Below are 12,996 nucleotides of genomic sequence, written 5' to 3' on the forward strand. Positions count from 1 at the left end.
ACTTTCTTGTCATCATCAATTCATTTTTATCAGTTAGTTTCGCAATTACCTAATTATTTAATTATATTTTATAAGTCTATATTTTGTCAAATATATTATGTAAAGTGGAATAAAATTATTTCAGCACAGAAATTTTCTATGCTGAAATAATTTTATTCCACTTTTCACATCTTCCTCCGAAAAAACCTACTGTTCTTTCTTTATTTAATATTTTTACTACTTCACATCTGTTAGAACACCCTGTACATTCAAAACTTTTAGATACAAAATTTACGTTTGCTAGATTGAATCCCATAAAATTAGTAGGGGATTTCTTTTTTTCTAAAGATTCCTTTGCTAAAATAGCAGCACCTACAGCACCCATTAACTTGAAATTTTTAGGAATTATTATTTTCTTTCCTAATATTTCCTCAAAGGAAGATTTCATTCCTATATTTGCAGCTACTCCACCTTGAAAAAATATTTTAGATTTTATATCTTTTCCTTTTGCCACATTGTTTAAATAATTTCTCACTAAAGCATTACATAGTCCTTTTATTATATCAGGGTTACTGTATCCCATTTGTTGTTTATGTATCATGTCAGATTCAGCAAATACAGCGCATCTTCCAGCTATTCTGGCGGGATGGCTGGATTTCAAAGCATAGTCTCCAAATTCTTCAATGGGAATATCTAATCTTTCTGCTTGCCTATCCAGGAAGGAACCTGTTCCAGCTGCACATACGGTATTCATTGCAAAGTCTGATACAATACCATTTTCTAAAATAATTATTTTAGAATCCTGGCCACCTATTTCTATTATAGTTTTTACAGAATCATCTAAATTCAAAGCTGCTATGGCATGGGAAGTTATTTCATTTTTTACAATATCGGCACCTATAATTGAAGACGCAATATGCCTTCCGCTGCCGGTGGTGCCTACGGCTTTTATATCTTTATCTCTATATTTGCTTTTTAAAAGTTTAAAACCTTCTTGTATTGCATTTATAGGTCTTCCTTTGGTTCTAAGATATAGTGAATCAAGTATGGTTATATTTTCATCTACTATTACAATATCTGTACTTACAGAGCCTACATCAACTCCCATATAATACATTGTTTTTTCTCCTTTCTAACAAATCTAAAAAAGCTTCAATTCGAGTGTCAAAACCAGCTTCTCCAGTCATTTCATCTACTATTAAAGTTAGTATAGGGAAATTCTTATCTTTTGATATAGTGGGAAGTATGGATTTAGATACAATTTCAGGCATACATCCTACAGGAAAAATTTGAATGGCCCCATCAAATCCATTTTTATAAGATAAAAGGGCTTCACCTATACATTCACGTGCATGACCGCCTATATAAAGATTAAGATATTCTTTAGAAGCTCTTCTTATGTTAAGTGAGTTTAATTTTAATATGGATAAAGCTGCATTCTTAATCCACCAGCTTGGAGTAATATATCTTGAAGTAGATACACCATAATCCATGAGTTTATCTTCAATAAATAAATTTGAAAATGGTTCTATAGTGGTATATATTTCACCTATTATGGAGATTTTTAAAGGAGTTTTATTCTTGCAAACGGAAATTGCTTTTAGCTTTTTCATATAACACTTTAATATATGAAACATTTCTTCTGGAGAAGTGCTTTTAAAAGCTTTTTCTTTGCATTCTTTTAAAATATTTTTACATTGCCCCTTTTTTATTTCATAACCAGCTAATAGTTTTGCCTTGCTTTCTATATTATCTAGTAAATTAATTATTTTTACTGCTAAAGCAGCTATTTTTAATTTTTTTCCAGTACTTTTATTACTTTTAGAGGCAATTAGACTTATTCTCCTCATAAACTCTTTTATACCTATATCTTTAGGGTAATCTATAACTATAAAATTAAGATTGTATCCCAGGTTTTTTAGCAGGTTTATTTGAAGTTCGCAGTATTCTCCAAACCTACAAGGACCACAGCTTCCCACTATTAAAATTGTATCTGCTCCTTTTTCTATACTTTGAATGTAATTGCCAATCATTATTTTAAAAGGAAGACACATTTCTTCTGGAGAGTATAATGCACCTATTTCTAAAGCTTTTTTATTACTTAATGGCGGTATTATGTAATCAATTCCTAGTCCATCAAATAAAGCTTTCACTGCAAAGCATGTATTTCCCAAGTGGGGAAAAGTTATTTTCATAGGTTTTCACATCTCCTTTCAAGCATATCGGAGAAAGCTTCAATTCTAGTATCAAAGCCAGCTTCTCCGGTTTGTTCATCTATTTTAAGAACTAAAATAGGAAAGTTTTTTAGTCTGTCTTTGATAAGTTCTATTACTACAGAATCTATACCACAGGCAAAAGAAGATACATATATTATTCCATCTACTTTTTTAGTTTCTGCGGCATAAGCAGAAAAGCCATAGGAATTTCTGGCAAAGGTCCAAAAAGGTTTTTTAAACAAGTGTTTTAATTCATCAGTTATTTGTGTTTTATCTATAATTTCTTCAGTAATTATACCAATATTTAATTTATTTAGTTTTTTAACTATATTCATATTGGCGAAACTGTCATATAGATTATATGGGTGTCCCACTAAGGCTATATTTTTGGAAAAATTTATATTGTTCAAAGTCAGTGTGTAAGAGATCTGTGCTTTTGCTGCTTTTGTATAAGCTCTTTTTATCTCCAAAATATTCTTGCTAAACTTTAAACCTGCATTTAAAATCCAGTTTCTAATTTTATTTTTGGAAAATGCATATAAGGGATAGGTTAGTGCTTCTGGCATATGTGGTATATTATTTAACACCATCTCTGGAAGACCACAAAATTTAGGGCAGATAAATTCATCTTTCTTTAGCTGCATTATTCTTGGGATAAAGATTATATCACATTTATCTTTTATGGAAGCTACATGACCATGAAAGATTTTTATTGGAAGGCAAGCCTCATCTACGCAGTATTTTACGCCTAAATCCAATATATATCTGTTGGTATCAGGAGAAGTTATTATCTCTGCACCTAGTTCATGAAAAAAAGTTTCTACAAAAACATGATATTTACAATATAATAATCCTTTTGGAATTCCTATTTTCATAAATTTACAAGCTGCTTGTATTTACTAATATATGTTATTGGGATATATTTAAGCAGCGAATACCTCCAGTCTTTTTTTACTTAATATATCATTTATATATTTTACCTTAAATAGATAAAATTATTCAGTTTAGTAAAATAAATATAGTAAATATAATAAATATTATGTTAATTAAATAAAAAGTAAACCAAGAACATAGCTATTATATTACAAAAGCAGGATTTTTACCTTCCTATATAGAATACTAAGATCGTTAAATGATTATTTAGCGATCTTATATATTAAAAAAGGGAGACTTTTTACATTATGAACTATAATTTAAAACAAATATACAATCCAGAACTCCCCGGATATTTAAATGATTTTTTAAATTATCTGGGTACAATTAAGGGTAAATCCAAAAATACTTTAGAGGGTTATAAAGTGGATTTGACTATGTTCTTAAAGTTTTTAAAACTCTATAAAGGGCTGGAAAAAGAGGGTTCTCAATTTGAGAATATAAAAATAAAAGATATTGATATTGATATAATACGTCATGTAACCTTAAGTGATTTATTTGCATTTATATCCTTTATAGAGAACTATAGACACAACAAAAGTTATGCTAGAGCAAGAAAAGTAGCCTCTTTAAAATCTTTCTTTAAATATCTCTGCAGCAAGGCTAAATTAATAAATGAAAATCCTGCCCTGGAACTGGAATCCCCTCAAATAAGCAAAAGAAACCCTATCTATTTAAGTTTAAATGAAAGCAGAATTTTACTTGAGTCTATTGATGGAAAATTTAAAGAGAGAGATTACTGTATTATAACTTTTTTCTTAAACTGTGGAATGAGGCTTTCAGAGCTTTGCAGCATAAATATATCCAACATCAAAGAAGATACCTTAACTGTAATAGGTAAAGGTAATAAAGAGAGAACTATCTATCTAAACAATTCCTGCCTAGAGGCACTTAAAAGCTATCTCACCTCAAGAAATGGATATTTAGCTAGGATAAATGATAAAGATGCTCTTTTTATAAGTAAAAACTATAACAGAATAAATAAAAGATCTGTTGAACTTATGCTAAAAAAATATTTAAAAAAAGCCAACTTAGACAGTGAAAAATATACACCCCATAAGTTAAGGCACACGGCAGCCACTCTCATGTATAAGTATGGCCATGTGGATATAAGAAGCCTCCAAAAGATACTTGGTCACGAAAGCGTGTCTACTACTCAAATATACACTCATGTAGATGATGAAAAACTTAGAGAGGCTATAAAATCCAATCCTTTAAATATAATTGAGGATCAGGAGTAAAAACAAGGTAATTGTCCTTGTTTTTACTTTTATATAATATATAATTGGTTTTTGGTTTACTTTTTATTTAATTTACATAATATTTGTTATTTTAACATAAAGTTTTCTCTAAAATAAAAATAATCACCTAGCGTTTTTTACAATTTTTATTAATCCAGGGTATTCTTCATAAATTATTTTTTTGAATTTATCTTTATTATCTATAATTTCTCTCAATCCATCTATGTCATCTATAAATTCCTCTTCACATTCACAATCTTCGATATGTGAATCAGTATGACAACAGTCTGTTATTTCACTTTGCTGAATTTGATACTCCTCTAATTCCTCTTCATCTAAAATTGTATCAATCTTTATTGCTCTCATGTCATATCCTTCTAATTCAAGGCATTGACCGCAGTTATTACATTTCTTATTAGAATTCAAATCACATTTATTGCACTCATCACAATTATCACAGACTTTTTTTTCATTAAATATACAATATTTTTTATTCATAAATATACTAGACTCCTTTTTATTTATTTGTTTTAGTTTACTTTTTATATAATTAACATAATATTTATTATTTTAACAGTATCTCTAAAGCCAGTAAAATTAGTATAGAACATAAGTTTGCTATTTGTCAAATTCTATGTTATAATTTCCATCAAGTGATTCTTAATCTAAGGCTGTTAAGCAATGATAGTCTTTGGATAAATAAATTTAGAGGGGTGTGTTTTATGACAGAACACAGTAATAATAGACAATGTCAAATATATACTTTTATAAAATCACAAATTAAGGAAAAAGGTTATCCGCCTTCTGTTAGAGAGATATGTGCTGCTGTAGGCTTAAAATCTACTTCTACGGTTCACAGTTATCTTGAAAAGCTAGAAAAACGAGGTTTTATAAAAAGAGATGCCACAAAATCCAGAACTATAGAAGTTATTGAAAAATCTCATAAAAAAGAAATGATAGAAGTACCTATAATAGGTACCATAACTGCTGGTATGCCTATTATGGCAGTGGAAAATATAGAGGATTATTTTCCACTGCCCATGGATTATATAAAAAACAAGAAAGATATATTTATGTTAAAAGTAAAGGGAGAAAGTATGGTAGATGTAGGTATATTAGATGGAGATTTATCTTTAATAGAAAAAGTAGATTCTGCAGAAAATGGGGACATAGTAGTAGCTCTTATTGAAAATGAAGCCACATTAAAAAGGTTTTTTAAAGAAAAAAATCACATAAGATTACAGCCAGAAAACAAAAGTATGTCCCCTATTATAGTAAATGATTGTAAAATAATAGGAAGATTAATAGGAATCTATAGACAATATGATTAAAATAAACTTATCTATTCAGATTATACTAGATAGAGCCATAAGTATTCCTATTTTAGCGTGATCAAAAGTCAGTCCTCCCTGCAAATAAGCTATATAGGGTTCTCTTATGGGAGCATCTGCAGATAACTCAATGGAAGAACCCTGTATAAAAGCTCCTGCGGCCATTATAACCTGATCTGAATACCCAGGCATATCCCAAGGTTCACATTGTGCAGAAGAATCTACAGGAGATGCCTTCTGAATGGCTCTACAAAAATCTATCAACTTTGTTTTATTATTAAATTTAATACACTGTATTATATCACTTCTTTTATCATTGTATTTAGGCAAAACTTCAAATTCTGCAAGTTCCATAATTCTGGCACAAAAAACAGCACCTTTTACCGCTTCCATAGAAATATGGGGCGCTAAAAATAATCCCTGATATAAAGATCTCATTATTCCAAAAGTTGAACCGCATTCCCCCCCTATGCCCGGTACTGTAAGTCTATAAGAGGCCTGTGTTACATACTCTTCCCTACCCGCTATATATCCGCCAGTTGGTGCTATTCCCCCTCCTATATTCTTTATAAGGGATCCTGCCACTAAATCTGCTCCTACATCTGTAGGTTCCATTATATCTATAAATTCTCCGTAACAATTATCTACAAAACATATTATATCTTTACAAATTCCTTTCACAAAATCTATTATATCCTTTATTTCCCCTATGGATAAGGATTTTCTCCACCCATAACCTGTTGATCTCTGTATATGTACCACTTTTACCTTATTATTTTCCCCCAAATACTTCTCTATACTTTTAAAATCCACCTTATTATCTGTAGTTAATTCTATCTGATGATAATTTACGCCATATTCTTTTAGTGATCCTATTTTTTTGTCACTGCCTATGCCTATGAAGCCATGCAGTGTATCATAGGGAGTTCCACAAACAGATAACATGGTGTCTCCCGGCCGAAGATTTCCAAAAAGAGCACAGCTTAGTGCATGAGTTCCATTTACAAAGTGAGGTCTTACAAGTGCACTTTCCGAATTAAATATTCTAGCATATACCTTATCTAAAGAATCTCTTCCTATATCTCCATAACCATATCCAGAAGAATTGGTAAAATGAGCTTCACTTATGCCCTCTTCCTGAAGGGCATTTAAAACTTTTAACTGATTATATTCTCTCACTTCATCATAATATGTGAACTCATCTTTGATATCTTCTAGGGATTTCTCATATAGAGAAATTACCCTGTCATTTATTTTGTATTTATTTTTAAGTTTTTCTTTAGTTACATTTAACAAATTTATTACCTCCTAGGTTTACTAGCACATAGAAAAGGAATAGGAAACTGCCTATCCCTTTTCTATGTTCAAATTTAAAGATAAGTTGTTTTAACTACTTAAAATACTAAATGCTTCCATCTCCTTCAAAGGGAGATAACCAACCTAAATTTAAAAATCACTTGACTACCTGTCATCTGTTCCCACTGGAGTATTAAACAGAATTGCTTTTGATGGTGTAATAGTAGAAAGTGCATGTTTATATACCATCATTTGTTTTCCATCACACTCTAATATAACTGTAAAATTATCAAAACCTTTTACAATTCCTCTAATCTGAAAACCATTAGTTAAGTATACAATAACCGGGATCCTGTTTTTTCTGGCACCATTTAAGAAGATGTCTTGTAAATTATTTGCTGGTTTACTCATAGTTTTCTCCCTCCGTAATCTTTATTTGTAAAAATTTTAGTTTTATAGCAGAATTACTGGTACTTACTTTTTATTTTAGAAAAAAATGTTTGATATAATATATTATATCAATATTTAACATTTTAACAAGTTACTAATATATTAATTATATAATTCACTATTTCTCTATCTGAGATAAAGTCATCCTTGTTTATCCATATAGCCCTTTCATCTTTTCTAAACCAGGTTAACTGTCTCTTTGCATAATTTCTACTTCCCTTCTTAATAAGGTATACAGCCTCATCTAAGGATATATCTCCCTCCAAATACCTGATCAACTCTTTATACCCTATACCTTTCATAGATTGCATATCTTTAGTATATCCCATGGATTTCAATTTTTTAACCTCATCTACAAGCCCTTTTTCTATCATCAAATCCACTCTTTTATTTATTCTCTCATATAATTTAACTCTATCCATATTAAGCACAAAGTAATATATGTCATAAGGTATATTATATAAAGCATCTTTACGGTTAAACTCACCTATGGTCCTTCCCGTAAGTTTGTATACCTCAAGTGCCCTTATAACCCTTTTTAAATCATTTGGATACAGCCTTTCATAAGAAGCAGCATCTATATCCTTTAAAAGAGAGTGTACATGTTCCTTGCCTTTCATCTTTGCCAAACTTTCAAGATAATTTCTATAATTCACATCTACTTTTGCACCGGTAAAACCGTAATTGCAAATAAGAGAGTTTATATAAAGACCTGTTCCTCCAACTAACATGGGAAATTTATTCCTGCTGTATATATCCTTTATGATTTTTTCAGCCATATTCTTATACCTTGATACATTAAAATTCTCTTTTGGATCAACAATATCTATTAAATGATGAGGAATTTCCTGCATTTCACCTTTTGTAATTTTAGCAGAACCTATATTCATGTGCCTATATATCTGCATTGAATCTGCAGATATTATTTCTCCATCTATCTTTTTTGCCACTTCTATTGAAATGTCTGTTTTTCCAACTGCAGTAGGCCCTGCCAGTATAAAAAGTTTCTTCATGTATTTGCTTCCCCCTACTGTATCCTCTTAAATTTTTTCTCTAACTCACTTAATGTATATTTTACTATAGTAGGCCTTCCATGAGGGCATGTAAAAGGGTCTTCTAAAAATCCCAACTCATAAAGCAGATGCTCCATTTCCACTTGTGACAGATTATGATTTGCCTTTATGGCCGCCCTGCAAGCAAGAGTAGCTATAGAAATATACCTTACCTCAACAGTATCTCCAGAGCCCATATTCTTTAAATTATCTATGATGTCTATAAATAAATTTTTAATATCTGGTTTTCCCAGTATTACAGGTACTTCTCTTACATTTATAGTATTATTCCCAAATAATTCTATATCAAACCCACTCTTTTTAAATAGGTCTCTATTTTCCATGTAACATTCATAATCTTCATTATTAAGTTCCATAACTACAGGAGTAATCAATATCTGGCTTATTACCTCTTCTTTTTGTATATTGCTTTTATATTTTTCAAAGAGAATTTTTTCATGAGCTGCATGCTGATCTATAATATATAGATTAGAACCTGCCTCTGCTATTATATATGTATTATTAAACTGTCCAATTATTTTAAAAGAAGGAAGCTTTGAAATTTTACTCTCTTTTAAAGTCTTTGACTCTATATTTTCTTTTAAAATATTATTTTTTTCCGAAGTATCTTCAGTATCTTCATATTCAAAAAAAATATTATCCTTTTCTCTAGCTTCAACGTATTGTTTCTTATTATTGTCATATTCTTCTTTCATATAATTTTCATAAATTGAAGGCTTTAAATCAATAGGAATTTGAATTTTATCTGTTCTTTTATATTCCTCTTTATCTGGAATTTTATCTTCTATTATATCTATCTTGAAAGAATCTTTCAAGCTTTCCCTTAAAGCTTCATGAATTGCATCAAATACAAATTTAAATATCATTCTGGAATCACTAAACTTTATTTCCCACTTGGCGGGATGGACATTTACATCTACGAATTCAGGAAATAGATCTAAGAATAATACAAAAAACGGAAATTTATTTATAGTGAGAAATGATTTAAACGCTTTTTCCGCTGCTGCAGTTATGGATTTATCCTTAACATATCTCTTATTTACAAATATACTTTGATTATTTCTGCTTCCTCTGCTTACTTCCGAGTTACCTATATATCCATAGATTGATGCTATATCATTGTGCTTCTCTATAGGTATTATATTCTCATATATACTTTTACCATATATGCACCTTATAACATCTATTACCTCCCCGCTCCCATAGGTAATTAAGGCTCTTTTCCCGTCTCTGAAAAATTTAAATACTATATCGGGATTAGCTAAAGAAATCCTGTTTATTATATCAGAGATAAGAGCTGCTTCCCTTCCTGGAGACTTCAAAAACTTTTTCCTCGCAGGTACATTGAAAAACAGATCTTTTACTAAGACAGTAGTTCCTATATTACATCCTGTATCCTGTACATAATTCAACACCCCTCCACTTATGGAAATTTCCCTTCCACAAGCAAGCTCATCTTTTACCCTACTCTTAAGAACCACATGGGATACAGCAGCTATACTTGATAAAGCCTCTCCTCGAAATCCCATGGTATATATACTGTTTAAATCATCTAAAGTAGTTATTTTACTTGTGGCATGAGGCATAAAAGCCTTTTCCACATCCTGGGGATGTATTCCTGTGCCATCATCTATTACCTTTATGGATTTTTGTCCTCCATCTTCTATTTCTATAGTAATATTTTTAGCTCCTGAATCTATGCTGTTTTCAAGAAGTTCCTTTACCACAGAAGAAGGCCCTTCAACTACCTCTCCTGCAGCAATTTTATTAGAAGTATCCCTATCCAAAAGATTTATTCTCTTCATTATTAAATCAATCCCTTATTTTAAAAAATACTTTTTATCAAATAGATTTAACTTTCTTTATTATATCATAAAGTTTGTTAAACCCTTCCATGGGTGTCATATTTAATACATCTATATCCCTGATTTCATTGATTAAATTTTCTTTTTCTATGTCTAGAAACTTTAACTGCTTTCCTTGACTTGGGGTCTTTTTTTCTTTCTTTTTCCCTTGTAAATGGGTCTCTACCACATTTTCTTTTGTCTTTTCATTCTCCAAACTAGCTAGTATTTCCTTCGCCCTCTTTAAAACTTCCTCTGGAAGACCTGCCAGCTTTGCTACCTCAATGCCATAGGACTGATCTGCCCCCCCTCTTACAATCTTTCTTAGAAAGACTATGGTATTTTCCACTTCTTTAACAGACACGCAATAATTCTTTACCCCTTTTATTCTACCTTCCAATTTAGTAAGTTCATGATAATGTGTTGCAAATAGGGTCTTACATCTAAGATTACTTTCTCTGCATATGTATTCTATTACAGACCATGCTATACTCAATCCATCATAGGTACTGGTTCCCCTGCCTACTTCATCTAATAATATCAAACTCTTATTGGTGGCATTTTTAAGAATATTTGATACCTCCCACATCTCAACCATAAAAGTACTCTTTCCAGAAGCCAGATCATCTGATGCTCCTATTCTTGTAAATATCTTATCACATATGGATATAGAGGCACTTTTGGCAGGGACAAAACTGCCCATCTGAGCCATAATAGTAATTAAAGCCACCTGACGCATATAAGTGGATTTTCCCGCCATATTAGGACCTGTTATCAAAAGAAGTTGATTTTCTTCTGTATCAATATCCGTATCATTAGATACAAATTCTCCTGTAGAAAGCATATTCTCCACTACAGGATGTCTTCCTTCCTCTATAAATATTCTGTCTGAAAGAGTTATTTCAGGCTTGCAGTAATTATTTTCAAGAGCTTCTCTTGCAAGAGAAGCTAAACAGTCTACCTCTGCAATTATTCTAGCTGAATTCTGTATTCTTATAACTTCTTTTTCTACTTTATCTCTTATTTCTACAAAAGCATTATATTCTAAATATATCAATTTTTCCTCTGCGCCTAAAATTTTATTCTCCATTTCCTTTAACTCTGGAGTTATATACCTTTCTGCATTTGAAAGAGTTTGTTTTCTTATATATCTGTGTTCCGGTACCAGATTTAAATTATTTTTAGTTACTTCAATATAGTATCCAAATACTTTATTATATCCCACCTTTAAGGATTTTATTTTAGTATTTTCTCTTTCACTGGCCTCAAGAGAGGCTATCCAGTCTTTACCTTTAACTTTAGCTTCCTTTAGCCTATCTATTTCACTATTATACCCTTCCTTTATCAGGTTCCCCTCTTTCAGAGAAACAGAAGGATTATCCAATATAGACCTGTCCAGTAACATATAGACATCCTTTAACTCATCTAAATTTTCACACATATTTTTTAACAGACCTGTTTTAAAATTGGATAATATAGACTTTACATTTGGTATCTTTTCTATAGAGTTTTTCAAAGAATTCAGTTCCTTTGCGTTTACACTTTTAGAAGATATTTTTCCCGCTAATCTTTCAATGTCATATATGCTTTTTAAAGCTTCTTTTAAATCTTCATGATAACACACATTATTTAAAATTTCCTCCACCGAATCCAGTCTTTCTGTTATTTTGTTCTTGTCTATAAGAGGCTGTTCTATCCATTTTCTGAGCTGTCTTCCTCCCATGGAGGTATTGGTCTTGTCTATAACCCCTAAGAGAGAACCTTTTTTCTTATTTTCCCTGAGACTTTCCACAATTTCTAGATTTCTTCTGGAATTTATATCTATAGTTAAATAATCCACTATATTATAATATTGAAATTTATTTATATGAGAAAGATTAGTTTTTTGGGTATGTTTTATATATTTGACTAAAGCACCACCACACTTTATAACTTCAGGTGTATATTCGTTTAAATTCAAGTCCTCAAATTGTTCTTTTAATACATTTTCTCCCCCTTGAAAATAACATTCATCTACTCTGCTAAAAGTTTCATTAAAAACCTCTACTATGCTACCGAGTACATCAGAATCCATATCTTCCTGAATTATCATTTCCCTTGGGTTAAACTTACATATTTCATCTAAAATTACAGACAAATTAAAAGCAGTGTCTGTACAGTTAAATTCTCCTGTAGATATATCTGCAAAACACAGGGCACAACTGGTGCCTGTATTATTTATATATAAACACATTATATAATTATTTTCATCTTCATCTAAAAAGCAAGTATCCATATAAGTTCCAGGGGTTATAACCTTTATAATGCCTCTTTTTACAATACCTTTGGATTGTGCAGGATCTTCTAGTTGTTCACATATGGCTATCTTATATCCCTTGTTCACCATCCTACCTATATATGATTTTGCAGCATGATAGGGAATTCCACACATAGGCGCTTTTTCTTCAAGTCCACATTCTCTTGCCGTAAGCACCAATTCAAGCTCTGTAGCCGCTATTTTTGCATCATCGAAAAACATTTCGTAAAAATCGCCTAATCTAAAAAACAATATACAGTCTTTATAATTTTCTTTTATCTCCATATACTGCCTCATCATTGGAGTCAATCCCACTCTATTCCCTTCTTTCTATTTT

General features: G+C 30.9%; 11 protein-coding genes. 2 read left to right on the forward strand and 9 right to left on the reverse strand.

The window, feature by feature from the left end:
* Positions 1–136: 136 nt before the first annotated feature.
* The 3 genes from V7Q02_RS04655 to V7Q02_RS04665 are packed head-to-tail and all read right to left on the reverse strand — an operon-like array spanning position 137 to position 3,070.
* Positions 137–1,096 (reverse strand): acyl-CoA dehydratase activase, encoded by a 960-nt coding sequence (locus tag V7Q02_RS04655; RefSeq protein ID WP_333859826.1) that lies wholly within the window; start codon positions 1,094–1,096, stop codon positions 137–139.
* The gene (locus tag V7Q02_RS04660; RefSeq protein WP_333859827.1) at positions 1,077–2,174 is read right to left on the reverse strand and encodes a 2-hydroxyglutaryl-CoA dehydratase; all 1,098 of its coding nucleotides are present in this window, start codon (positions 2,172–2,174) and stop codon (positions 1,077–1,079) included. The genes V7Q02_RS04655 and V7Q02_RS04660 overlap by 20 nt, the downstream gene beginning before the upstream one ends.
* Positions 2,171–3,070 carry an acyl-CoA dehydratase activase-related protein gene (locus V7Q02_RS04665; protein ID WP_333859828.1) on the reverse strand — a complete coding sequence of 300 codons (900 nt, stop codon included), beginning with the start codon at positions 3,068–3,070 and terminating at the stop codon, positions 2,171–2,173. The genes V7Q02_RS04660 and V7Q02_RS04665 overlap by 4 nt, the downstream gene beginning before the upstream one ends.
* Before the next feature lie 306 nt (positions 3,071–3,376).
* Here V7Q02_RS04665 and V7Q02_RS04670 point away from each other — a divergent pair, with 306 nt between their 5' ends.
* On the forward strand, positions 3,377–4,369 hold the full coding sequence (locus tag V7Q02_RS04670; protein ID WP_333859829.1) for a tyrosine recombinase XerC: 993 nt from the start codon (positions 3,377–3,379) through the stop codon (positions 4,367–4,369).
* A 123-nt stretch (positions 4,370–4,492) separates the two neighbouring features.
* On the opposite strand, the gene V7Q02_RS04675 is transcribed toward V7Q02_RS04670, so the two are convergent.
* Positions 4,493–4,867: a hypothetical protein gene (locus tag V7Q02_RS04675; RefSeq protein WP_333859830.1), complete on the reverse strand. Its 375-nt coding sequence runs from the start codon at positions 4,865–4,867 to the stop codon at positions 4,493–4,495.
* A gap of 224 nt (positions 4,868–5,091) precedes the next feature.
* Here V7Q02_RS04675 and lexA point away from each other — a divergent pair, with 224 nt between their 5' ends.
* Complete coding sequence (gene lexA / locus V7Q02_RS04680) at positions 5,092–5,700, forward strand: transcriptional repressor LexA (RefSeq protein WP_333859831.1); 609 nt, start codon at positions 5,092–5,094, stop codon at positions 5,698–5,700.
* Between the two features lie 15 nt (positions 5,701–5,715).
* On the opposite strand, the gene V7Q02_RS04685 is transcribed toward lexA, so the two are convergent.
* The 5 genes from V7Q02_RS04685 to mutS all read right to left on the reverse strand — a co-directional run bounded on the left by V7Q02_RS04685 (position 5,716) and on the right by mutS (position 12,974).
* Positions 5,716–6,996: a methionine gamma-lyase family protein gene (locus tag V7Q02_RS04685; RefSeq protein ID WP_333859832.1), complete on the reverse strand. Its 1,281-nt coding sequence runs from the start codon at positions 6,994–6,996 to the stop codon at positions 5,716–5,718.
* Positions 6,997–7,161: 165 nt separating this feature from the next.
* Positions 7,162–7,407, reverse strand: coding sequence for an RNA chaperone Hfq (gene hfq, locus V7Q02_RS04690; RefSeq protein ID WP_333859833.1), 246 nt, complete (start codon positions 7,405–7,407; stop codon positions 7,162–7,164).
* A gap of 122 nt (positions 7,408–7,529) precedes the next feature.
* Entirely contained in the window at positions 7,530–8,459 is a 930-nt protein-coding gene (gene miaA, locus V7Q02_RS04695) for a tRNA (adenosine(37)-N6)-dimethylallyltransferase MiaA (RefSeq protein ID WP_333859834.1), read from the reverse strand.
* A gap of 14 nt (positions 8,460–8,473) precedes the next feature.
* Positions 8,474–10,324, reverse strand: coding sequence for a DNA mismatch repair endonuclease MutL (mutL, locus tag V7Q02_RS04700; protein ID WP_333859835.1), 1,851 nt, complete (start codon positions 10,322–10,324; stop codon positions 8,474–8,476).
* A gap of 37 nt (positions 10,325–10,361) precedes the next feature.
* Positions 10,362–12,974, reverse strand: a complete 2,613-nt coding sequence (gene mutS / locus V7Q02_RS04705; protein WP_333859837.1) for a DNA mismatch repair protein MutS — start codon at positions 12,972–12,974, stop codon at positions 10,362–10,364.
* Positions 12,975–12,996 lie beyond the last annotated feature (22 nt).

This window comes from Clostridium sp., assembly GCF_036781005.1.
In the GTDB taxonomy this organism is placed as follows: Bacteria; Bacillota; Clostridia; order Clostridiales; family Clostridiaceae; genus Clostridium_B.